We start from the raw sequence: 22401 nt of genomic DNA on the forward strand, positions 1-22401 counted from the left end.
GCGGTTTCAGTCGTTGAGTTCAGCGCGGTTGCGAAACTGCTCCAGTGCCTCGGGGTTGGCCAGTGCATCGGTGTTTTTGACCCTCTCGCCGTGCACCACGTTACGGACGGCCAGCTCAACCACCTTGCCGCTGATGGTGCGTGGGATGTCGGTCACCGCGACGATTTTTGCCGGCACATGCCGTGGCGTGGTGTTGGCGCGGATCACCTGGCGAATCTGTTGTTGCAGGGTTTCATCCAGTTCGATGCCGTCTGCAAGGCGCACGAACAACACCACGCGCACATCGTCTTGCCATTGTTGACCGATGGCCACGCTGTCCAGCACCTGCGGGACTTTATCCACCTGGCGATAGATTTCCGCCGTGCCGATGCGCACGCCGCCGGGATTGAGCACGGCGTCCGAACGGCCGTGAATCATCATGCCGCCATTGGGCAGTTGTTCGGCGTAGTCGCCCTGCGCCCAGACGCCGGGAAACAGGCTGAAATATGACTGCCGCAACCGGCTGCCGTCCGCGTCGTTCCACAGCCCGATGGGCATCGCCGGGAAATGCCGGGTACAGACCAGTTCGCCTTTTTCGGCGATCACCGGCTGGCCAGCGTCGTTCCACACTTCAACGGCCATGCCCAGACTCTTGCCCATGATTTCACCGCGACGGACCGGCGAGAGTGGGTTGCCGTTGACGAAGCACGAGACGATATCGGTGCCGCCGGACATCGAGGCCAGACAAACGTCAGGCTTGAGATCGCGATAAACGAAATCGTAGCTTTGCGGCGACAGCGCTGAACCGGTACACAGCAGGGTTTTCAGGCTGCTCAGATCATGGCTGTCGCGGGGTTTGACGTGGTTGGCTTCAAGGGTCGCGAGAAACTTAGGGCTGGTGCCGAACACGCTGAGGCGCTCGTCGTCGATCAAGTCCAGCAACCGCGCGTTGTCCGGGTAAAACGGCGAGCCGTCGTACAGCACCACCGCGCTGCCGACCGCGAGCGCCGAGACCAGCCAGTTCCACATCATCCAGCCGCAAGTCGTGTAGTAAAACAAACGATCGCCGGGGCCAAGGTCGCAATGCAGGCCGTGTTCCTTGGCATGCTGCAGCAGCACGCCGCCGGTGCTGTGAATGATGCATTTGGGCACACCGGTGGTGCCGCTGGAATACAGCACATACAGCGGATGATTAAACGGCACCGGAACAAAGTGCGGTTCGCCAGCGGGCTCGTAGAAGTCATCCCACAGGTGCACTTCGGCGTGCGTTCGGTAGTCGCCGATGCGCGCTTGCGCACGCGAGTAGGGCACTATGATCAGCTGTTGCAGTGAAGGCAGTTGCTCAAGGATTTCGTTGAGCTTCGTCGTTTGGTCGATGTCTTTGCCGGCATAGCGATAACCGGCGCAGGTGATCAGCACTTTCGGCTCGATCTGGCCGAAGCGATCAATCACCCCGTGGGTGCCGAAATCCGGGGAAGAGCACGACCAGATCGCGCCAAGGCTGGTAGTCGCCAACATCGCCACCAGGGTCTGCCAGGTATTGGGCATGCACGCGGCGACCCGGTCGCCGAGGCCAACGCCCGCCGCCTGCAGACTGACCTGGAACCCGGCGACGTGCTCAGCCAGTTCGGCCCACGTCAGTTGCTCACGCTGGCCATTTTCGCCGACAGCAATCACCGCGAGGGCATCGTCGCGACGGCGCAGCAGGTGTTCGGCGAAGTTCAGTGTTGCGCCCGGAAACCATTCGGCGCCGGGCATTGTTTCGCCCTCACGCAATACAGCGTCGGGCTGGGTGTGGAAGCGAATGTCGAAAAAATCGACGATGTCCTGCCAGAATTCCGAGCGTTGCTCGATGCTCCATTGGTGCAGCGCAGGGTAGTCGTCGAGTTTCAGCGAATGGCGCTGATTGACCGCGCGCCGGAACATGTCCATGCGCGAGTGGGCGATACGGTTGGCATCGGGTTGCCAGAGGATGTCGGACATTGATTGCCTCTTGTTTTCGGGTTCATGCACACGGCGCAGGTAAAAGTGCCGGTTTTCTGTAGGCGTGAGCCTGCTCGCGATAGCGGCCTGCCAGTCATCGATGATGTTGACGCTTAACCCGCCATCGCGAGCAGGCTCACTCCTACAAAGGGCCGGGTTATTGGGCCAGCCAGCCGCCATCAATATTCCACGCGGCACCGCGTACCTGGCTGCCGGCCTCGCTGCACAGGAACAACACCAGTTCCCCCAGATGCTGCGGCGTGACGAACTCCAGCGACGGTTGCTTCTCGGCCAGCAAATCATGTTGCGCCTGCTGCGGATCGACGCCTTTGGCCGCACGATCGTCGATCTGTTTCTGCACCAGAGGCGTCAATACCCAGCCCGGGCAAATGGCGTTGCAGGTGACATTGCTGGTTGCAGTTTCCAGGCCGACCACCTTGGTCAGGCCGATCACCCCGTGCTTGGCGGCCACATAGGCGGCTTTGCCGGTCGAACCGACCTGGCCATGCACCGAGGCAATGTTGATGATCCGCCCCCAACCTTTACTGCGCATGCCCGGCAGGCTCAGGCGGGTGCTGTGAAACACCGAAGACAGGTTGATCGCGATGATCGAGTCCCAGCGTTCTACCGGGAACTCCTCCACCGCAGCGACATGCTGGATGCCGGCGTTATTGACCAGAATGTCCACGCCGCCGAACTCGCGCTCGGCGTAAGCGATCATCTCGGCGATCTGTGCCGGGTCGCTGACGTCGGCCGGGTGGTGGCCGACCTTGCCGCCGAACTGACCGACGTCGGCGATCACCGCTGAAGCATCGCCGAAGCCGTTGAGGATCAGGTTGGCGCCAGCCTTGGCCAGGCTCAACGCGATGCCCAGGCCAATGCCGCTGGTGGAGCCGGTTACCAGTGCGGTCTTGCCGGAAAGAGTGGTCATGAATACCTCACACAATGCCAGTGGCGTAGAAAGTGCCGATCACCACGAAAACCGCCAGGGTCTTGATCAGCGTAATACAGAAAATGTCTTTGTAGGCTTCGCGGTGGGTCAGGCCAGTCACCGCCAGCAGCGTAATCACCGCGCCGTTGTGCGGCAGGGTGTCCATGCCGCCGCTGGCCATGGCGGCGACGCGGTGCAGCACTTCCAGCGGAATGTTTGCGGCATGGGCGGCCGCGATGAATTGCTCGGACATGGCCGCCAGCGCGATGCTCATGCCGCCCGAGGCGGAGCCGGTGATACCGGCGAGCAAGGTCACGGTAACGGCTTCATTGACCAGTGGATTGGGAATGCCCTTGAGCCAGTCGGCCAGCACCAGAAAGCCTGGCAGCGAGGCAATCACCGCGCCGAAGCCGTATTCCGATGCAGTGTTCATTGCCGCCAGCAGTGCGCCGCTGACCGCGCTTTTGCTGCCTTCCGCGAGTTTGCTGCGGATGGCTTTGAAGCCGAACGCCAGCACCATCAAAATCCCGATCAACAAGGCTGCCTGAACCGCCCAGATCGCCGTGAGTTTGGCGATTTCAGTGGTGACCGGCGCGGCCATGCCCGGCAGCGCGAGGCTGTGCGTCTTGCCGTACCACTGCGGAATCCATTGAGTGAATAACAGGTTCATGATGCCCACCGCCAGCAACGGCGACAGGGCCATCCACGGGTTGGGCAGGGTCAGGTCTTCAGCCGTCTCCGGCTCATTGCGCAGTTCCGTGCCGTAGCCTTCACCGGCGCGTTGCGCCTTGTTGCGCTGACGCTGCAGGAACAGCATGCCGGCGCAGAACACGAAAATCGTGCCGATCACACCCAGCCACGGCGCTGCCCATGCGGTGGTGTTGAAGAAGGTGCTGGGGATGATGTTCTGGATCTGCGGCGTGCCGGGCAGGGCGTCCATGGTGAAGGAAAACGCGCCCAGTGCGATGGTCGCCGGGATCAGGCGTTTGGGGATGTTGCTCTGGCGGAACATCTCGGCAGCAAACGGATACACCGCGAACACCACGACGAACAACGACACGCCGCCGTAGGTGAGCAAGGCGCAGACCAGCACGATCACCAACATCGCCTGTTTGGTGCCGAGCAGGCGAATCGCCGCCGCGACAATCGAGCGCGAGAAACCGGACAGTTCGATCAGCTTGCCGAACACTGCGCCGAGCAGGAACACAGGGAAGTACAGCTTGATGAAACCGACCATTTTCTCCATGAACACCCCGGTGAAGGCAGGGGCAACCGCAGAAGGGTCAGTCAGCAGGACAGCGCCGAGGGCGGCAATCGGGGCAAAGAGGATAACGCTGTAGCCACGATAGGCCGCAAGCATCAGCAGCGCGAGGGCCGCCAAGGCAATGATCACACTCATGGTGTGTCTCTCCAGAATTGTTATTTTTGTGGTTGAAACGTTGTGGGAGAGGACTTAGCGAGATTTGTGCCAGAACATTAAGCTATTGAAATATAGGGAGATAATTCGTTTCTGCCTGATCGGTTTATCCCTTTTATCTCTTTTATGAGACTTGTGTAGCCCCAAAAAGATCGCAGCCTTCGGCAGCTCCTACATTGGAATTCGTGTAGGAGCTGCCGAAGGCTGCGATCTTTTGATCTTCAATGGATATTCTCAATAAAGAGACAATGTCTCTTTTTCAGGAATCAGCAATCCCCAACGCCAGCATTTTCTTGTACAACGTCGACCGCCCCAGCCCCAGACGAGCCGCTGCCTGCGGCACCTTGCCCGCGCATTGCGCCAGCGTCGACTGGATCAATTGCCGGTCAAACCGCTCCCTCGCCTGCGCAAATGTCTCATCGGCGGTGCGCTCAAGGGGCGGCGGGGCCGTACGTTCAACCGGGGTAAACGTGCCGATCGCCGCGCGGATGTCCTGCTCCGTCAACATCAAGTCATCGCTGAGCAACGCCGCACGCTCGAGCACATTGCGCAGTTCGCGGATGTTGCCCGGCCAAGCGTGCTGGCCGAGCAGCGCCAACGCATCGCGATGCAGTTCATGCTGACTGCGCAACTCTTCGAGGATCGCTTCACTCAGTGCTGGCAAGTCATCAAGGCGCTCACGCAATGGCGGTACGTTGATCGGCAAGACATTGAGCCGGTAATACAAATCGGCGCGAAACTCACCGCGTTTGATCGCTGCCTGCAAATCTGTCGACGTCGCTGCGATCACCCGCACATCGCTCTGGATCACTTCATTGGAGCCTACGGGCTCGAACTCTTTTTCCTGCAACACACGCAGCAACTTGCTTTGCAGCGGTAAGGGCATGTCGCCGATTTCGTCGAGAAACAATGTGCCGCCCTGAGCGATCTGCAGTTTGCCGGTGCGGCCCTTGCGATCAGCGCCAGTAAAGGCGCCCGGTGCGGTACCGAAAAACTCCGCCTCCAGCAGTGCCTCGGGAATCGCTGCGCTGTTGATGCTGACAAAGGCTTTGTGCGCCCGTGGCGAAGCGCTGTGAATGGCCTGAGCGAGCAACTCTTTGCCAGTGCCGGTTTCCCCCAGCAGCAAGACCGGTGACTCGGCGCTGGCACTGCGCCGGGCGCGGCGTTTGACTTCGAGGCTGGCAGCACTGGTGCCAATGAAATGAGCAAAATTATATTTGGTCTGCCGTGCGCGCAGCAGCGAGCGAGTGGAAGCCAGTTCTTCCTGCATGCTCAGGTAACGCTTGAGCATCGGCGACAGGGTGCGCAACTCATCGAACAGGGCAAAACCGATGGCCCCGATCACGCTGCCTGCGTCGTCGTGGATCGGCAGACGCATCACCACCAGTGGCTCTTTCGGGGTGTCTTGCATGTCCAGAAGAATGGGCCGGCCGCTGCGCACGACTTCGCGCAACAAACTGCCGGGGATCACGCTTTCGCAAGGCTTGCCGATCGCGCCAGCAGCGGATTCGAGGCCGAAACGACGGGCGTAGCGCTCATTCATCCAGACGATGTTGGCATCGCGATCAACAATCACCGTGCCTTCACTCGACTGCTCGATGATCTCGAACAGCGAGCGGATCGCCAGGGTGCGAACCCGTTGGTAGTCCTTGAGGCTTTCGGTGGTGTTCATCTGCCAGATCCTGAATGTCTTTCGCCAGTGGTGACGCTATCGCGAGCAGGCTCACTCCTACAAAGGAACGCGCGCTTCTGTAGGAGTGAGCCTGCTCGCGATGAGTGCGACACGGTGTATCGATTTGCCCGGATTATGCCTACCCCGGATGCGCCGCCGCCAACAGCTCTTTGGTATACGGATGCTGTGGCGAATCGAACACGTCGTGGCTCGGGCCGCGTTCAACCACCTTGCCGTCCTTGATCACGATCATGTCGTGCGCCAATGCGCGCACCACCGCCAGGTCGTGGCTGATGAACAGATAGGTCAAACCGTACTTTTCCTGCAACTGGCGGAGCAGGGCGACCACTTGTTTCTGTACCGTGCGATCCAGCGCCGACGTGGGTTCATCGAGCAATATCAACGCAGGTTTGAGCACCAACGCGCGGGCAATGGCGATACGTTGCCGCTGGCCGCCGGAAAATTCGTGGGGGTAGCGATGGCGACTCTCTGGATCAAGGCCGACCTCCTTGAGCACCCGAATCACTTGCTCGTCGCATTCATACGCCGTCGATTCACAGTGCACCTCAAGGCCTTCACTGATGATCTGCGCCACCGACATACGTGGGCTGAGGCTGCCGAACGGGTCCTGAAACACCACCTGCATTTGCCGGCGCCACGGCCGCAGTTGTTTCTGATTGAGACCGTCGAGAGCTTCACCCTGGAAGCGGATGCTGCCTTCGGAGTCGAGCAGACGCAGGATCGCCTGGCCCAGTGTCGACTTGCCCGACCCGGATTCGCCAACGATACCCAGCGTCTTGCCGCGCTGGATGTTCAGGCTGATGCCGTCCACCGCACGCAGGTATTGCTTGCGCTGAAACAGCCCGCCACCGACGACAAATTCGACGCGCAGATCATCGACTTCGAGCACGTTTTCGCGCTCATCGCGGGGCAGGGCTTCGCCTTCCGGCTCGGCATTGAGCAACACGCAGCTATAGGGGTGTTTAGGTTCGGTAAACAGGGTTTCACACGGTGCCTGCTCGACGATCTCGCCCGCCTTCATCACGCAGACGCGCTGGGCGATGCTGCGCACCAGGTTGAGGTCATGGCTGATCAACAGCAGCGACATGCCGAGTCGTTGTTGCAAGGATTTGAGCAACAGCAGAATCTTGCGCTGTACCGTCACATCGAGCGCCGTGGTCGGCTCGTCGGCGATCAACAGCTCTGGCTCGCAGGCCAGTGCCATGGCGATCATCACCCGTTGCCGCTGCCCACCGGACAACTGATGCGGATAAGCCTTGAGCCGTTCTGCCGGTTTCTGGATGCCGACCAATTGCAGCAATTCAAGAATACGCAACTGCGCCGCTTTGCCACCGAGGCCGCGATGGAGCAAGAGGGTTTCGCCAATCTGCTTTTCGATGGTGTGCAGTGGGTTGAGCGAGGTCATCGGTTCTTGAAAAATCATCGCGATGCGGTTCCCGCGCAACTCGCGCAGCACCTTCGGATCGGCGCCCACCAACTCCTCGCCACGGTAACGAATGCTGCCAGTGGTGTGAGCGTCACACTCGGGCAGCAATTGCAGGATCGAATGCGCCGTCACCGATTTGCCCGACCCCGATTCGCCGACCAATGCCAGGCATTCGCCCGGGCGAATGTCCAGACACAGGTTGCGCACCACGGTCTGGCCATGGAAGGCAACGCTGAGGTCACGGATTTCGATCAGGTTGTCAGTCATCTTCAATCTCGGTTTCAAGAGCGTGGGTCGAAGGCGTCACGCAACGCTTCGCCGATAAACACCAGCAACGAAAGTATCAATGCCAGGGTGAAAAACGCTGTCAGCCCAAGCCATGGCGCCTGCAGGTTTTGTTTACCCTGACCAATCAGTTCGCCGAGTGAGGCGCTGCCGGCGGGCATGCCAAAACCGAGGAAATCCAGCGCGGTGAGGGTGGAAATCGCTCCGGTCAGAATGAACGGCAAATAGCTCAGCGTCGCGTTCATGGCGTTGGGCAGGATGTGGCGGACAATCACTTTGCGATCCGTCAGGCCCAGCGCGCGCGCGGCTTTGACGTATTCCAGATTACGCCCGCGCAGGAATTCGGCGCGGACCACATCCACCAGCGCCAGCCAGGAGAACAGCGCCATGATGCCCAGCAGCCACCAGAAGTTGGGCTCGACAAATCCGGAGAGGATGATCAGCAAGTACAGCACCGGCAATCCCGACCAGACCTCAAGCAAACGCTGCCCGAGCAGGTCAACCCAGCCGCCGTAATATCCTTGCAGCGCGCCCGCGGCGATGCCGATCAATGCGCTGACAAACGTCAGCATCAAGGCAAACAGAATCGACACCCGCGCGCCGAAAATCACCCGCGCCAGCACATCCCGTGCCTGATCGTCGGTACCCAGCCAGTTCACCGCCGTGGGCGGGCTCGGCGCAGGTTTGTTGAGTTCGTAGTTTGGCGTGTCGTCGCTGAAAGGAATCGGTGGGAACAGCAGCCAGCCGCCGTCCTTGCGTATCAGGTTCTGCACATAATCACTGCGGTAGTCGGCCTGGAAGGGCAGTTGCCCGCCGAATTCCTGTTCCGTGTGGCGCTTGAACACCGGGAAGTACCACTGACCTTGATAACTGACCATCAGTGGCTTGTCATTGGCGATCAACTCGCCACCCAGCGTCAGCAGGAACAGGCCAATGAACAGCCACAACGACCACCACCCACGACGGTTTTTCTTGAAGCGCTCAAAGCGGCGTCGGCCCAACGGCGAGAATTTGAACATCAGGCGTTCCTCGCGGCAAAGTCGATACGCGGGTCAACCAGCGTGTAGCACAGGTCGCCGATCAGTTTTATCAGCAGGCCGAACAGGGTGAAGATGAACAGTGAGCCGAACACCACGGGGTAGTCGCGTGACACCGCCGCTTCGTAGCTCATGCGTCCGAGGCCGTCGAGGGAGAAGATCACTTCGATCAGTAACGAGCCGGCGAAAAACACACTGATGAACGCCTGCGGAATGCCTGATACCACCAGCAGCATGGCGTTGCGAAACACGTGGCCGTACAGCACACGACGTTCACTCAAGCCTTTGGCCCGGGCCGTCACCACGTATTGGCGGGTGATCTCGTTCAGGAACGAGTTTTTCGTCAGGATTGTCAGTGTCGCGAAACCGCCAATCACCAGTGCCGTGACCGGCAACACCAGGTGCCAGAAGTAATCGGCGATCTTGCCCAGGGTCGACAGCGATTCGAAGTTGTCCGAGACCAGTCCACGCACCGGGAACCAGTTCAGCGAAGTGCCACCGGCAAACACCACGATGAGGAACATCGCAAACAGAAACGCCGGCATTGCGTAACCGATGATGATCGCCGTGCTGCTCCAGATGTCGAAATGACTGCCGTGATGCACCGCTTTGCGGATGCCCAGCGGGATCGACACCAGGTACGTGATCAGCGTCGCCCACAGTCCAAGGGAAATGGTCACCGGCATTTTTTCCAGAATCAGGTCGGTGACCGTGGCGCCGCGGAAGAAGCTTTTGCCAAAGTCCAGTTGCGCATAGTTTTTCAGCATCAGCCACAGGCGTTCGTGCGCCGGTTTGTCGAAGCCGTATTGCTTTTCGATGTCCTTGATCAGTTGCGGATCAAGGCCTCGGCTGGCGCGTGACGTGTTGCTCGTGGTTTCACTCGCGCCGCCCCCGACATTTGTTCCGCCGATGCCTTGCAGATGAGCAATGGCCTGTTCGACCGGGCCGCCGGGCGCCGCCTGGATGATGACGAAATTGACCAGCAGAATGATCACCAGTGTCGGAATGATCAGCAGCAGGCGCCGCAGTATGTAACCCCACATCAGTGCGGTCCTCCGGGTCTGCCACGGCCGATTTTCTCGGCCGTCATCTGCTGGTTGGTCAGCGGTGTGCTGCTGATTTCCCACCAGCTCTCGATGGCTTCGTCATTGCTGGCCTGAACCGACGGAATGCCGAACCGGTTCCACCAGACCGTCGAGGTGCCCGGCGGATAATAATTGGGGATCCAGTAGTAGTTCCATTGCAGCACCCGGTCCAGCGCATGGGCGTAGTGGAGCATGTCGGACTGGGTCGAGGCGCGGATCAGGCCGTTGATCAGGGTGTCGACGGCTGGGTTTTTCAACACCATATAGTTGTTGGCGCCCGGGTCGTTGGCCGACGCCGAGCCGAAGTAATTGAGCAATTCGCCGCCCGGCGAAGTGGTCACCGGGTAACCGGTGACGATCATGTCGTAGTCGCGGCTCATCAGGCGATTGACGTATTGCGAGGAGTCGATGCGGCGGATATTGAGGTCGATACCGATCTGTTTCAACGTACGTTTGTAAGGCAGCAGCAGGCGATCCAGGCCGTTCTGGCTGACCAGAAACGTGAAACTGAGCGGCTCGCCCTCAGCGTTCACCAGTTGATCGCCGTCAGGTTTCCAGCCAGCCTGTTCGAGCAGTTCGAGTGCTTGCAGCTGTTTGTCACGGATCAAGCCGCTGCCATCGGTTTTCGGCGCCTTGAAAACTGTGCTGAACACTTCGTCAGGCACCTGGCCGCGTAGCGGTTCAAGGATTTTCAGTTCTGCCGCATCGGGCAACTCACGGGCGGCCAGATCAGTGTTGGAAAAGTAGCTCTGCTGGCGGATGTACAGGTTGCGCATCATCTGCCGGTTGCTCCATTCGAAATCCCAGAGCATCGCCAGTGCCTGACGCACGCGGCGGTCCTGGAACATCGGTTTTTGCAGATTGAACACAAAACCCTGGGCCGATTGGGGCGCCTCGGTAGCCAAGTGGGCTTTCTGCAGGCGCCCGTCACTCAGCGCCGGGCTGTCGTAGCCAATCGAGTAGCCGGTGGCGGAAAACTCTCGGTTGTAGTCATAAGCGCCGCCGCGCAGCACCTGGCGCGCGACGTCGGTGTCACCGAAGTATTCGATGCTGAAGTGATCGAAGTTGTAGAGACCACGGCTGACCGGCAGGTCTTTACCCCACCAGTCGGGATTGCGCTCGAACGTAATGCTGCGCCCTGAGTCGACTTTGCCGACCCGGTAAGGGCCGCTGCCAAGCGGTGCCTCGTAACCGCCGCCGCCGGCGAAGTCGCGGCTTTTCCACCAATGCTCGGGAAACACCGGCAATGTCGCGATGTCCAGCGGCAGCGTGCGGTTTTCGTTGCTCTTGAAGTCGAACCGCACCGTCAACGGTGCTTCGACTTCGACGCCTTTGACGTCGGCGAACTGTGTGCGGTAGCGCAGGCTGCCCTGAGTCATCAGCAGATCGTAGGTGTAGCGCACGTCTTCGGCGGTGATCGGCTTGCCGTCGGCGAAACGTGCCTTGGGGTTGATGAAGAAACGCAGCGACAGACCGTCGTCCGAACGCTCCATTTTCTGTGCGACCAGACCATAGACGGTGTACGGTTCGTCCATCGAGCGCTGGGCCAGCGGGGAATACAGCATGCCGTCGATCTGGGTGACGCCGATGCCTTTGTCTATATAAGGAAGGACATGGTCGAAGTGACCGATTTCGATCGCCGATCGACGCATCGTCCCGCCCTTCGGCGCTTGCGGATTGGTGTAGGCGAAGTGACTGAATCCGGCGGGGTACCTGGCCGGTTCGCCGTAAACGGTCAACGCATGTTGCGGTGTTGCGTTCACACCGGCGGCGCCCAGGAGCAGAGCCACGGCAGTGAACATCAATGTGGGGAAAGCCAGTCGCATTGTCAGCCTTAAAGCCGGGTGATCGATAAGCGTAATTTGTACGCGAGCAGCGCTCCGGTCGCCAGCCGTATCGTGTAACTGAAACACAGCGGCCCACCAAATGGCGGGCCGCTGCTGCTTCCATCAGGACACGGAATCAGTCCTGGCGGCTGGTAACTTCCAGCAGGTGATAACCGAACTGGGTTTTCACCGGACCCTGTACGACGTTGATCGGTGCGCTGAATACGACGGTGTCGAATTCCTTGACCATCTGGCCTGGGCCGAACGAGCCCAGATCACCGCCCTGACGGCTGGATGGGCAGGTGGAGTTGCTCTTGGCCACTTCGGCGAAGTCGGCACCGGCTTCGATTTGAGCCTTGAGTTCGTTGCACTTGTCTTCGCTGGAAACCAGGATGTGGCGGGCAGTGGCTTTAGCCATGGGGAAACTCTCCAATCTATTTCAGTAAAGTGTGGAGCCTACCGGATTCAGTGGGCGATTTCTCGGCAAAGTTCCCTTGCATGTATCGCGTTGGCCCTAGAGTTCTGCTGCTTGCAGGCGATAGGCGTGCTCTACATAGAGGTCAATCGGATTCGGCGTGACTGCATGGACTGTCGCCGTGCCACCCAGACTCGACAGATGGTCAAGAGGCAGGTCCGAACGGATTACCTCGCCCAAATGGGAGCTGAAACGGCCGACAAGTCCATCGTTTTGCCCGGCGTCTTTATTGAAGTGCCTGGAAAGTGCCCTGCAAATGATATTGCCCGGGTCAAGGGTGTGCGAGCCGTGATCGGCGAGGATTCCGCTCCAGGAATAATAGCGAACGCCGTTGACCAGGGTCGGTCCATGCCCGCCCCACGTGTCGGGTAAACCTTGCGGGTATTTATCGTTGAATCGTCCTACGCCTTCGCTCGTCAGGGCGTTGAGCGCCGCCACTGCATGTTGCGGCAGCAGCAGGCTGCCACTGAGCAGGGCCAGAAAATCTGCAAACAGCGTGGCTACGTTGTTGGCAATATGCTCCGGCAATCGCCCGGGGATGAGTGCCTGACGCAGGGTGTCGGCCACTTCGGAGCCCTGATTGGGTCCGCTGACCGAAGTCACTGACGCGACGTTGTGTGGGGCAAGCGCAGCAGCATAACGCGCGGTGAGTGCGCCTTGACTGTGTCCGATCAGGTTGACTTTGTCGGCACCTGTGCCTTTGAGCACACGATCAATTTGCAGCAATAACTGTTCTCCGCGGACTTCGTTGTCATGAGCCGCTGAGAGATGTGGCACAAACACTCGGCTGCCCGCCGCTACGAGTGCCTTGCGAACCTCATGGAAAAGTTCGAAGTGGCCGATGCGCTCGAATCCGAACAGACCATGGATCAATAGGATCGGGTAGTGCGTTGTGGCATTCCGTTGCATGCTATTTACCTTATCGCAGAAGTTCTCGGTGAGATCTGCGGGTCACTCTAAAACAGTCATTCATTCGGTGAAGTACGAAGAGGCTTCAGATGCTGTTTGAATCTGGATCAGTGGATGTACGAAATTTCGGATAATGCTGAGATCCACCTCCGAATGTGCCGCCGTCTACTGCTGGTTTTGAGGTGTTTTTCAGTTGTTTGCCTACCTTGCTGGCAGTGTTTGCCCCGCGTACTTAGCGCTTTGGCTGACATCCTGGCGTTGCGCAATAGCGTTCAATAGGGCTGTCGACGCGGTCATTGAAGACGGCGTTTTTTCCAAGGAATGGAGGCATCGATGACTCTGTATGAGGCACACTCGAAAATACCGTCAACGCAGCAGAACGGTGGAGCGTCAGGCGCCACACCGGATGGTCGGATTTCACTCAATGGTCGGGGGCGGCTGAGTTTCAAGGTGGATGAGACAACTCTGGAGTTTTGCTATCAGGCAGGTGAAGGCATTGATATCCGTGCGGCAACCGTACGCTTGCCAGTACCTTCCCTCGATGCTGTCACGGATGCCGCACTGGATCCCTCTTTGAAAAGAGTCATTGCACGGATTGCGCCTTATCCGGGCATGGCTTGCGGTGACAAGCTATTGCTGCACTGGGAAGGGCTGGATATTGATGGTTTCACTTATCATCACGAGGTGTCCCGCTTCATCAGCGAAGAGCAAGTAGGCAAGGACGTTGTATTCGTCATCAAGGGTGTTCACGTCGCAGCGCTGGATGGCGGATCACTGGAAATCTACTGGACGCTTTACAGTGCGACATGCGCTGAACCTGCTGTTTCGGAACGTGTGCAAATGGATGTCGGAGATGTTTGGACTCATTTGCTTGCGCCTTGTGTCGACGACACGGTCGGCGGTGTTCTGGATCCCGAAAGATTCCCCGATGGTGCACGGGTCAGCCTGCAGCCATACGCACGGATGGCAGAAGGCGATCGAGTCCTGCTGAGCTGGCAAGGTGCGCCGAACAATGGATTTGACGATGCGTTGACCGTTGCGGCCTATGCGGTGGGGGAAGCACTGTCGTTCTGGCTCCCGCCTGAATGTTTCGTTGCGCACCTTGGCAGTGAGGCGTTCGTCCGATATCGGGTTGAATCGAAAGGCGGCGAAGCGCGCGACTCCGAGTCCGCGAAAGTGGTTATCGCGTCGCTGATTCGCGGAAGATTGGCTGCGCCGGACGTATTGGAGGCTCAAGACGGCATTCTGGATATAGCGGATTCTACCGACGGTATTACCGTGGTGATCGGCAATGCTCAGGCACAGGCAGGAGAGTTGGTCTATCTGAAGTGCGATGGAGATTTCTTCAATCACCGCGACGATAGGGAAATCACCCGCGACTCGGCGGGACAGCCGCTGGTGTTTATCGTCCCTCATCGTTTTTGGCGTGAGCATCAGGGGTCGACAGTGCGCATCGCCTATTCGGTGGAGCGAACGGACGATGTCAGTCAGGTATCCGAGGTGACGCAGGTGCACGTGGAGTAACGTTCTGTGCTTCCGGCGCCCTATGCGCCGGAAGTCTGATCTTCACTTCAGCGCTGGTTTTGGTTTTTCAGGCGGTGTGCGGCATCCAGCAACAAGCGTTCTGTCGCGTTGAAGCCGAGGCATCCATCGGTAATGGAGACGCCGTATTGCAGCGATGGCTTCAGTGGTTGGCAACCTTCGAACAGGTGTGACTCGATCATCATGCCGATCAGCGAATGATCGCCCCGCAGGCGTTGCTCCAGCACATCGTTGAAGACGGCCGGTTGGCGCAGAGGGTCTTTACCGCTGTTGGCGTGACTGCAATCAACCATGATCCGGCTCGGGATTTTCAGTCGGGCGAGCTCGGCGCTGATTTTTTCGACGCTGTTTCGATCGTAATTAGGGCCCTGATGGCCACCACGCAGCACCAAGTGGGTGTCCGGGTTGCCGGTTGACTGAATGATTGCCGGATGACCTTGGCTGTCGACACCGAAATGCCTGTGTGGATGGGCTGCCGAACGCATTGCATCGACTGCGATGGCCACGCCACCGTCGGTACCATTTTTGAAGCCGACGGGCATGTTCAATCCGCTGGCCATCTCGCGGTGAATCTGGGATTCGGTTGTACGGGCGCCGATGGCAACCCAGCTCAACAGGTCATCGAAGTAACCGGCAGCCATGGGTTGCAGCAGTTCGGTAGCGACGGGGAGGCCCAGGTGGATCATTCCCAGCATCAGTTCACGGGACAGCGTCAGGCCGGCCGCCATGTCGTCACTGCCATCAAGGTGGGGGTCGTATGCCAGGCCTTTCCAGCCAACCGTCGTTCGCGGTTTTTCGACATAGGCGCGCATGACCAGCAGCATTTCATCACTGACTTGATCGGCGAGTCGGGCGAGTTTGCCGGCGTATTCGAGGGCGGATTTTGGGTCATGGATCGAGCAAGGACCAACGATCACCAGCAGGCGTGGATCTTGTCCATCGAGAATCGCCCGAGCCGCCTGGCGGTGGGCGGCGACCTGCAGGGTCAGGGCATTGCTCAGGGGCAATTGCTGCTTGAGTTGCAGCGAACTCGGCAGACGTAACGTCAGTGCCTCGTTGGCGCAGTCGAGTGTAGACAGTGGCAAAGCAGAAACGGAGGAGTTCATATTCGGTCTTCCTGGGCTGGAGGCGGGGGCTTCCCGCGCACTCGGCCCTACTGGGGTGTTCGACAATTGGCCGTATGGGCTGCGTGTGTGTGCTTGCCACCTGTGGGTGACCGATCGGAGGCGGCAGGCTGTCCCGAGCGGAGGCTGGTAAATCGCCAGGCGGAAAAAATGTCGTAACGGTAATAAGTGGCGTAGTTCATTGGGTGATTCCTCAAATTGTCTGGAGTGTTGCTAAAAAGTTTGGGCCTGAAAAAACAAAACCCCCGGTCGGGAGGCCGACCGGGGGTTGAGAATTCTCTGGTGGCGACCCGTTTTTATGGGCGCCGTGTGGGTATCAGGCGCGCCAGTGGCTAAACCAATACCCAAAATAAAAGCTGGCAGGAGCGCAAACGCCATTCAAACGCGCAGCCGCAACCGAGCGCAGTGCGCTGGCCGTCAGAAGCTGTGGTAGGGCGTTGAACATGATCTGTCTCCGATGAATGCGCCGAGCTTACTAGAGGCCGATACGCCACAGCAATCAGAAAATGCTATGGCATGCGCATTAATCTGCCTATCGCTTGAGTGCTGAGCACGGTGTGACACACTCTGTGTTTTGCCTCTATCCCAAGGACGCATCATGTCGACGCTGACCATGGCCGCAGCCCAATCAATTTCCATTGCCGGTGATCTCGCCGCCAATATCGATCGCCACCTGCGCTTTATCGAAGTGGCGGCGGAGCAGGGCGTTGAATTGGTGGTATTTCCGGAGTTGTCGCTGACCGGGTATGAGGGCGAGGTAGCCGCTGCATTGGCGATTGATCCGCAAGATGGCGTGCTGCAACCGCTACGGGATCTTGCTCGAGAGCTTGGTGTTACGGCTGTCGTGGGGATGCCGATTCGATTGACGCCGCGTTCAGCGGTGGTGATAGGCGCGCTGGTGTTAGGCGCAGACGGCTCGCTCAGTGTTTACAGCAAGCAACACTTGCATGCGGGGGAGGAGCTGATTTTTGCACCTGGAAACGGCGGGGCCAACGTGAAAATTGGCAGCGATACCGTTGCGCTGGCAGTCTGCGCGGACTTTTCCCACGCCAGCCACGCAGCGAACGCCTGCGCCCTAGGGGCCAACGTTTATGCTGCCGGGGCATTAATCGGAGAAGCAGGTTATGCGCCCGACACCGCGCTGCTACAAGGCTACGCTCGCCGGCACTCAATGGCCGTACTGATGGCCAATCATGGTGGCCTTACCGGCGGCTGGCAGTCGGCAGGGCGCAGTGCGATCTGGTCCGAGGATGGTGCGCTGATTGTATCGGCCCCAGGCTCCGGAGATTGCCTGGTGGTCGCCCGCAGAATCGAAGGTGTATGGCAGGGTGAAGTACTTGCCGTAGTACGAGCGGTATGACATTTCAGCTGCGTCGCACATCGCCTGAGGATTTGGCATTCGCCAGGTCGCTCACCTGTCAGAACATGCTGCGTTATTACATTCAGCATGATTTGTTGTGGCAGGACGACGCGTTTGATGTCGCGTGGTCTGGACGAGAGAGTTGGTTGATCTGTCGCGATGAAGTGGCGATCGGTTTTTTCAGTCTCAGTCGGGATGCTCGTGCCTTGTATATCCGAGAACTGCAGATAGCTGAGGCGTTTCAGGGGCAGGGGGCAGGTTCCTGGGCAATTGATCAGGTTATCGAGATAGCCAGCAAGGAAAGACGTCCGGCACTGCGTCTCACGGTCTTTGAAAATAATCCGGCAAAAAATTTGTATCAGAGAAAAGGACTACAGCTTCAAGGTAAAGATGAGTGTTTCTTGCGCATGCAGCTCGATTTAAGAACACCTGTGCTCTGAAACCCACGGCTGGCAAGCTCTGAAAGATGAATTGAAACTTTTTAAATGCGGCTTTCTGCTAGGTCTGTCTGGCACTTTTTGCTAAGGTGTCCGGCATCCCAATAAGACCATATCGCGAGGTGTCTGCTTGATTAGGGTGCTAGTGGTCGATGACCATGATCTCGTTCGTACAGGCATTACACGTATGCTGGCCGATATCGATGGCCTGCAAGTGGTCGGCCAGGCCGAGTCCGGGGAAGAGTCCCTGATCAAGGCGCGTGAGTTGAAACCCGATGTCGTCCTGATGGATGTCAAGATGCCTGGCATCGGTGGCCTGGAAGCGACGCGCAAACTGTTGCGCAGTCATCCGGACATCAAAGTGGTTGCCGTGACGGTTTGTGAGGAAGACCCATTCCCTACGAGGTTGCTGCAGGCCGGAGCCGCCGGCTATCTGACCAAGGGCGCGGGGCTGCCGGAAATGGTTCAGGCCATTCGCCTGGTATTCGCTGGCCAGCGTTACATCAGTCCGCAGATTGCTCAACAGTTGGCAATCAAGTCCTTTCAACCGACCAACGATTCGCCGTTCGATGCCTTGTCCGAACGGGAGATTCAAATCGCCTTGATGATTGTCGGCTGTCAGAAAGTCCAGATAATTTCCGACAAGTTGTGCCTGTCCCCGAAAACCGTGAACACCTACCGCTACCGTATTTTCGAGAAGCTTTCGATCAGTAGCGATGTCGAGTTGACGCTTTTAGCGGTTCGCCATGGCATGGTCGATGCCAGCGCCTGATCATGACTGAAACATTTGATTCCGGCGCTTTTCTGTCGACTGTCAGTGGGCGCCCCGGCGTCTATCGGATGTTCGACAGCGATGCGCGTCTGCTGTACGTCGGCAAGGCCAAGAACCTCAAAAAACGCTTGGCCAGCTATTTCCGCAAGACCGGCCTGGCACCGAAAACCGCCGCATTGGTGGGGCGCATAGCGCAGGTCGAAACGACCATCACCGCCAACGAAACCGAAGCGCTGCTGCTAGAGCAAACGCTGATCAAGGAATGGCGCCCGCCGTACAACATTCTGTTGCGCGACGATAAATCCTACCCTTACGTCTTTCTGTCTGACGGCCAGTTTCCGCGTCTGAGCATCCATCGCGGGGCGAAAAAGGCCAAGGGCAAGTACTTTGGTCCATATCCGAGCGCCGGGGCCATTCGTGAAAGTCTCAGTTTGCTGCAAAAGACTTTTTTCGTTCGTCAGTGCGAAGACAGTTACTACAAGAACCGCACACGCCCGTGCCTGCAATATCAGATCAAGCGTTGCAAGGCGCCCTGTGTCGGTCTGGTCGAGCCTGAGGTTTATGCCGAGGATGTGCGGCACTCGGTGATGTTTCTCGAGGGGCGCAGCCATGCCCTGACCAATGAACTGTCCACGGCAATGGAGGAGGCGGCGATCAATCTCGAGTTCGAACGCGCCGCCGAGTTGCGTGATCAGATTGCATTGCTGCGTCGCGTGCAGGATCAGCAGAGCATGGAGGGCGGTACGGGTGATATCGATGTCATTGCAGCCTTCGTCAATCCGGGCGGCGCTTGCGTACATTTGATCAGTGTTCGTGGCGGACGCGTGCTGGGCAGCAAGAACTTCTTCCCGCAAGTGGGGATTGAAGAGGATGTCTCTGAAGTCATGGCGGCCTTCCTCGGCCAATACTTCATCAGCAGCCCGGAGCGCGATTTGCCGAGCGAATTGATCGTCAACGTGGTGCACGAAGACTTCCCGACGCTGATCGAGGCGATTCATGAACTGCGTGGCCGCGAACTGGCTATCAGTCATCGGGTGCGCGGGACGCGTGCGCGCTGGCAGCAACTGGCGGTTACCAACGCTGAACAGGCTTTGGGCGCGCGCCTGGCCAACCGTCAACACACCGCTGCGCGGTTTGACGCGTTGGCTGAAGTGCTGAACCTGGATGAGCCACCGCAGCGCCTGGAGTGTTACGACATCAGTCACTCCAGCGGCGAAGCGACAGTCGCCTCCTGCGTGGTATTTGGCCCGGAAGGCGCGATCAAATCGGATTACCGGCGGTATAACATCGAAGGTGTCACGGCAGGTGATGACTATGCCGCCATGCACCAGGCGTTGACACGACGCTTCAGCAAGCTGAAGGAAGGCGAGGGCAAGTTGCCGGACATTCTGTTGGTGGACGGTGGCAAGGGCCAGCTTTCGATGGCGCGTGACGTGCTCAATGAACTGGCCGTCCCCGATCTGATTCTGCTCGGGGTGGCGAAGGGCGCAACGCGAAAGGCGGGCTTCGAAACGTTGTATCTGAATGATGCGGCGCACGAGTTCACCTTGCGTGGTGATTCGCCGGCATTGCACCTGATTCAGCAGATCCGTGACGAAGCCCACCGTTTCGCAATTACGGGACACCGCGCTCGCCGTGGCAAAACCCGGCGAAACTCAACGCTGGAAGGCGTTGCGGGAGTCGGGCCGACACGGCGCCGCGACTTGCTAAAACATTTTGGTGGATTGCAGGAACTGTCTCGTGCAAGCATCGAAGAGATCGCCAAAGCCCCGGGGATCAGTAAAAAGCTCGCAGAGTCGATTTATGCGAACCTGCATAGCGAGTAGAATGCCCCCTCACCTCGTAGCCAGTTGTGCCGATGAATATCCCTAATCTGATTACCGTTCTACGCGTCCTGCTCATCCCGATCTTCATTTTGCTGTTCTATCTGCCTTACCAGTGGAGTTACATGGCCTCCGCCTCGGTGTTTGCCTTTGCGGCAGCGACGGACTGGCTGGATGGTTATCTGGCCCGCCGCCTGGAGCAGAGCACGCCGTTTGGCGCGTTCCTTGATCCGGTGGCCGACAAGCTCATGGTGGCAGTGGCGCTGGTGTTGCTGGTGCAAGAGCACGGCAATCTCTGGCTCACGTTGCCAGCCGCCGTGATCATCGGTCGTGAGATCGTGGTGTCGGCGTTGCGCGAATGGATGGCCGAACTCGGGGCTCGCGCCCATGTTGCTGTTTCCAACCTCGGCAAATGGAAAACCGCGGCGCAAATGCTTGCGCTGGTTATCCTGTTGGCCAATCCGCGGGACTTCAGTTTCTGGGTCGTTCTGGGCTATGCCTTGCTGATGGTGTCTGCAGGCCTGACGCTGTGGTCGATGGTTCAATACCTTCGCGCGGCCTGGCCGCATCTGAAGACTGATGTCGAAAAGAAATAAAACTTTTTTGAATCAAGGGGTTGACGGAGCTTCTTAATTCTATAGAATGCGCATCACCAAGCGGGAATAGCTCAGTTGGTAGAGCACGACCTTGCCAAGGTCGGGGTCGCGAGTTCGAGTCTCGTTTCCCGCTCCAAGTTTAAAACGCGTTTGTTGTTGTGCTACTGATAACAGACGTTTTGAGGCCGAGTAGCAAAATGGTTATGCAGTGGATTGCAAATCCACCTACGCCGGTTCGATTCCGACCTCGGCCTCCACTATAAACAAGCTCCGTAGATCCATGATTTACGGAGCTTTTTTATTTCCAATGTGTCGAAAGATTTAGTCTTGAAAACGGCCATTGCGAACTTGCTTCAGCGGGAAGTGATGTATATATTTCCCGCTCTGCTGCTCAAGCCTGTTTCCCGTCAGGTCGCGACTTGAGCAATGCAGCGGCAACACCGCGCTACCGCCCGAATGGCGAAACTGGTAGACGCATGGGACTTAAAATCCCCCGCTCGTAAGGGCGTGCCGGTTCGATTCCGGCTTCGGGCACCATCTTAAAATCAAGGGTTTGCGGGCGAAAGCTGATGCAAGCCCTTGTTTGTTTCCGGTCGGTTATTTTGATGTGGGTGCGCAATTCACTTGCTAGGCATTACTTTTTGCCTTTCGATCGTGGACGTACGGCTTGGTCGTCTGTGCGCCGCATCAAAACTGTTTCGCCCTTTCTATAGCTGATGCCAATCGCGCGTCATCTTTTGCCAGGATTAAGGCTGCATCAAGGATGAAAATATTATTCGCCGCGTCGTTAGCGCTGGTAACACTGGTTCAAACCTCATTGTCCTTCGGGGATACGGCCAATGGCAAAGCGCTCTATACACAGAGATGTGCCATGTGTCATGGAGCCGAGATTAAAGGAACCGGCCCGCTGGCCCATAAAAGCAATCCGCCTACGCCTGACCTGACCACTTCTGCCTTCAAGAAGCGATTCAGTGATTATCCAGGCGTTATCGTGTCATCGATCATACTTCGCCCGAATGGGGACTTGATCCCCAAAACGTTGCGAGAGAATGGTGTAAAGCTGGTGCCCCATGCTTGGACTGTTAATGATCTACGAGATCTGAATCAATACATGAGAGGCGTGATTGTTAAGTAGGTGAAGTTACGTAGAGAGCGCAGACTCGCGTGAACACGATCGGAAACGGACGAGTTAAAAATTGTCAGGGAACAACTAACGCAAATGGGCCGATTTTATCGGCCCATTTTTTATGCAGGTTTAAACGTACGCTTGCCGGGCAAAGCCACGAGGCAAGCGTTGCCGTCCGGCCATCCCGGCCAGGCGTTCAGTCCACTCCGCGCGCCAGTTGACGGCGTGGTGCGTGGTTTTTGCCTGACGGGCGACACGGCGTGCGTTGTTGCGTTGATCTTTTCGCGCTTGTTTGTAGGCATCGGTGTTGCGGCAGCTGCGGCATTTCACGCGATTGAGTTCGCGACTGGCAGTGAGGTGTTTGCCTTTATGGCCACAGGCCAGATGCCCGTCGACGTTGAAATGGATAACCATGAACTGTCTCCTTCGTGACGTGTACAAAGTTATGACAACTGACAGCCATGACTGTTCGGCAGGCGAACTATCGGCAAAAAAACACCCGCATGCGGGCGGGCGTTAAAGGGAATCACTAAAGGAGTGAATTCACTGTAAGCGCGCAGATGTGAGGATTGTGT

General features: G+C 58.1%; 19 protein-coding genes and 3 tRNA genes. 10 read left to right on the forward strand and 12 right to left on the reverse strand.

Annotated elements, in window-relative coordinates:
- Positions 1–6: 6 nt before the first annotated feature.
- The 10 genes from ACZZ0B_RS10670 to ACZZ0B_RS10715 form a co-directional block, all read right to left on the reverse strand.
- Positions 7–1962, reverse strand: coding sequence for an acetoacetate--CoA ligase (locus ACZZ0B_RS10670; protein WP_463545132.1), 1956 nt, complete (start codon positions 1960–1962; stop codon positions 7–9).
- Between the two features lie 157 nt (positions 1963–2119).
- Entirely contained in the window at positions 2120–2893 is a 774-nt protein-coding gene (gene hbdH, locus ACZZ0B_RS10675; RefSeq protein ID WP_008080141.1) for a 3-hydroxybutyrate dehydrogenase, read from the reverse strand.
- A 7-nt stretch (positions 2894–2900) separates the two neighbouring features.
- Positions 2901–4292, reverse strand: a complete 1392-nt coding sequence (locus ACZZ0B_RS10680) for a GntP family permease (RefSeq protein ID WP_463545133.1) — start codon at positions 4290–4292, stop codon at positions 2901–2903.
- Positions 4293–4569: 277 nt separating this feature from the next.
- Positions 4570–5982, reverse strand: a complete 1413-nt coding sequence (locus ACZZ0B_RS10685; protein WP_463545134.1) for a sigma-54 interaction domain-containing protein — start codon at positions 5980–5982, stop codon at positions 4570–4572.
- A 139-nt stretch (positions 5983–6121) separates the two neighbouring features.
- A complete protein-coding gene (locus tag ACZZ0B_RS10690; RefSeq protein WP_463545135.1) occupies positions 6122–7696 on the reverse strand; it encodes an ABC transporter ATP-binding protein in 1575 nt (524 codons plus the stop codon).
- Positions 7697–7710: 14 nt separating this feature from the next.
- Complete coding sequence (locus tag ACZZ0B_RS10695) at positions 7711–8733, reverse strand: ABC transporter permease (protein WP_440093950.1); 1023 nt, start codon at positions 8731–8733, stop codon at positions 7711–7713.
- Complete coding sequence (locus ACZZ0B_RS10700; protein ID WP_008080149.1) at positions 8733–9794, reverse strand: microcin C ABC transporter permease YejB; 1062 nt, start codon at positions 9792–9794, stop codon at positions 8733–8735. Before ACZZ0B_RS10700 ends, ACZZ0B_RS10695 begins: the two co-directional genes overlap by 1 nt.
- The gene (locus ACZZ0B_RS10705; RefSeq protein WP_463545136.1) at positions 9794–11662 is read right to left on the reverse strand and encodes an extracellular solute-binding protein; all 1869 of its coding nucleotides are present in this window, start codon (positions 11660–11662) and stop codon (positions 9794–9796) included. The genes ACZZ0B_RS10700 and ACZZ0B_RS10705 overlap by 1 nt, the downstream gene beginning before the upstream one ends.
- Positions 11663–11798: 136 nt before the next feature.
- Positions 11799–12080 (reverse strand): peptidylprolyl isomerase, encoded by a 282-nt coding sequence (locus tag ACZZ0B_RS10710; RefSeq protein ID WP_008080151.1) that lies wholly within the window; start codon positions 12078–12080, stop codon positions 11799–11801.
- Positions 12081–12176: 96 nt separating this feature from the next.
- Positions 12177–13046 carry an esterase/lipase family protein gene (locus ACZZ0B_RS10715; protein ID WP_463545137.1) on the reverse strand — a complete coding sequence of 290 codons (870 nt, stop codon included), beginning with the start codon at positions 13044–13046 and terminating at the stop codon, positions 12177–12179.
- A gap of 333 nt (positions 13047–13379) precedes the next feature.
- Here ACZZ0B_RS10715 and ACZZ0B_RS10720 point away from each other — a divergent pair, with 333 nt between their 5' ends.
- Positions 13380–14570, forward strand: coding sequence for a hypothetical protein (locus ACZZ0B_RS10720; RefSeq protein ID WP_463545138.1), 1191 nt, complete (start codon positions 13380–13382; stop codon positions 14568–14570).
- A gap of 47 nt (positions 14571–14617) precedes the next feature.
- On the opposite strand, the gene ACZZ0B_RS10725 is transcribed toward ACZZ0B_RS10720, so the two are convergent.
- Complete coding sequence (locus ACZZ0B_RS10725) at positions 14618–15694, reverse strand: 3-deoxy-7-phosphoheptulonate synthase (protein WP_463545139.1); 1077 nt, start codon at positions 15692–15694, stop codon at positions 14618–14620.
- Between the two features lie 616 nt (positions 15695–16310).
- On the opposite strand from ACZZ0B_RS10725, the gene ACZZ0B_RS10730 reads away from it, so the two are divergent.
- The 9 genes from ACZZ0B_RS10730 to ACZZ0B_RS10770 all read left to right on the forward strand — a co-directional run bounded on the left by ACZZ0B_RS10730 (position 16311) and on the right by ACZZ0B_RS10770 (position 21835).
- Positions 16311–17072, forward strand: a complete 762-nt coding sequence (locus tag ACZZ0B_RS10730; protein WP_463545140.1) for a carbon-nitrogen hydrolase family protein — start codon at positions 16311–16313, stop codon at positions 17070–17072.
- On the forward strand, positions 17069–17512 hold the full coding sequence (locus ACZZ0B_RS10735; protein ID WP_008080157.1) for a GNAT family N-acetyltransferase: 444 nt from the start codon (positions 17069–17071) through the stop codon (positions 17510–17512). Before ACZZ0B_RS10730 ends, ACZZ0B_RS10735 begins: the two co-directional genes overlap by 4 nt.
- Before the next feature lie 127 nt (positions 17513–17639).
- Positions 17640–18281, forward strand: a complete 642-nt coding sequence (gacA, locus tag ACZZ0B_RS10740; protein WP_024012761.1) for a response regulator transcription factor GacA — start codon at positions 17640–17642, stop codon at positions 18279–18281.
- A gap of 2 nt (positions 18282–18283) precedes the next feature.
- Entirely contained in the window at positions 18284–20107 is a 1824-nt protein-coding gene (uvrC, locus tag ACZZ0B_RS10745) for an excinuclease ABC subunit UvrC (RefSeq protein ID WP_463545141.1), read from the forward strand.
- A 32-nt stretch (positions 20108–20139) separates the two neighbouring features.
- Entirely contained in the window at positions 20140–20700 is a 561-nt protein-coding gene (gene pgsA, locus ACZZ0B_RS10750) for a CDP-diacylglycerol--glycerol-3-phosphate 3-phosphatidyltransferase (protein WP_008080159.1), read from the forward strand.
- Positions 20701–20760: 60 nt separating this feature from the next.
- Positions 20761–20836, forward strand: a tRNA-Gly gene (locus ACZZ0B_RS10755).
- 47 nt (positions 20837–20883) lie between these two features.
- A tRNA-Cys gene (locus ACZZ0B_RS10760) sits at positions 20884–20957 on the forward strand.
- Between the two features lie 193 nt (positions 20958–21150).
- Positions 21151–21237: transfer RNA gene (locus ACZZ0B_RS10765), tRNA-Leu, on the forward strand.
- Between the two features lie 226 nt (positions 21238–21463).
- Positions 21464–21835, forward strand: a complete 372-nt coding sequence (locus ACZZ0B_RS10770; RefSeq protein WP_463545142.1) for a c-type cytochrome — start codon at positions 21464–21466, stop codon at positions 21833–21835.
- Positions 21836–21955: 120 nt separating this feature from the next.
- Here the strand turns inward: ACZZ0B_RS10770 and ACZZ0B_RS10775 are convergent, their stop codons facing one another.
- Positions 21956–22240 (reverse strand): hypothetical protein, encoded by a 285-nt coding sequence (locus ACZZ0B_RS10775; RefSeq protein ID WP_463545143.1) that lies wholly within the window; start codon positions 22238–22240, stop codon positions 21956–21958.
- Positions 22241–22401 lie beyond the last annotated feature (161 nt).

Source organism: Pseudomonas sp. AC247 (assembly GCF_979258015.1).

Bases quoted from the DNA above. Each gene is read 5' to 3' on its own strand.
- ACZZ0B_RS10670 (WP_463545132.1), bottom strand. From the start codon at position 1,962: ATGTCCGACATCCTCTGGCAACCCGATGCCAACCGTATCGCCCACTCG.
- hbdH (WP_008080141.1), bottom strand. From the start codon at position 2,893: ATGACCACTCTTTCCGGCAAGACCGCACTGGTAACCGGCTCCACCAGC.
- ACZZ0B_RS10680 (WP_463545133.1), bottom strand. From the start codon at position 4,292: ATGAGTGTGATCATTGCCTTGGCGGCCCTCGCGCTGCTGATGCTTGCG.
- ACZZ0B_RS10685 (WP_463545134.1), bottom strand. From the start codon at position 5,982: ATGAACACCACCGAAAGCCTCAAGGACTACCAACGGGTTCGCACCCTG.
- ACZZ0B_RS10690 (WP_463545135.1), bottom strand. From the start codon at position 7,696: ATGACTGACAACCTGATCGAAATCCGTGACCTCAGCGTTGCCTTCCAT.
- ACZZ0B_RS10695 (WP_440093950.1), bottom strand. From the start codon at position 8,733: ATGTTCAAATTCTCGCCGTTGGGCCGACGCCGCTTTGAGCGCTTCAAG.
- ACZZ0B_RS10700 (WP_008080149.1), bottom strand. From the start codon at position 9,794: ATGTGGGGTTACATACTGCGGCGCCTGCTGCTGATCATTCCGACACTG.
- ACZZ0B_RS10705 (WP_463545136.1), bottom strand. From the start codon at position 11,662: ATGCGACTGGCTTTCCCCACATTGATGTTCACTGCCGTGGCTCTGCTC.
- ACZZ0B_RS10710 (WP_008080151.1), bottom strand. From the start codon at position 12,080: ATGGCTAAAGCCACTGCCCGCCACATCCTGGTTTCCAGCGAAGACAAG.
- ACZZ0B_RS10715 (WP_463545137.1), bottom strand. From the start codon at position 13,046: ATGCAACGGAATGCCACAACGCACTACCCGATCCTATTGATCCATGGT.
- ACZZ0B_RS10720 (WP_463545138.1), top strand. From the start codon at position 13,380: ATGACTCTGTATGAGGCACACTCGAAAATACCGTCAACGCAGCAGAAC.
- ACZZ0B_RS10725 (WP_463545139.1), bottom strand. From the start codon at position 15,694: ATGAACTCCTCCGTTTCTGCTTTGCCACTGTCTACACTCGACTGCGCC.
- ACZZ0B_RS10730 (WP_463545140.1), top strand. From the start codon at position 16,311: ATGTCGACGCTGACCATGGCCGCAGCCCAATCAATTTCCATTGCCGGT.
- ACZZ0B_RS10735 (WP_008080157.1), top strand. From the start codon at position 17,069: ATGACATTTCAGCTGCGTCGCACATCGCCTGAGGATTTGGCATTCGCC.
- uvrC (WP_463545141.1), top strand. From the start codon at position 18,284: ATGACTGAAACATTTGATTCCGGCGCTTTTCTGTCGACTGTCAGTGGG.
- pgsA (WP_008080159.1), top strand. From the start codon at position 20,140: ATGAATATCCCTAATCTGATTACCGTTCTACGCGTCCTGCTCATCCCG.
- ACZZ0B_RS10770 (WP_463545142.1), top strand. From the start codon at position 21,464: ATGAAAATATTATTCGCCGCGTCGTTAGCGCTGGTAACACTGGTTCAA.
- ACZZ0B_RS10775 (WP_463545143.1), bottom strand. From the start codon at position 22,240: ATGGTTATCCATTTCAACGTCGACGGGCATCTGGCCTGTGGCCATAAA.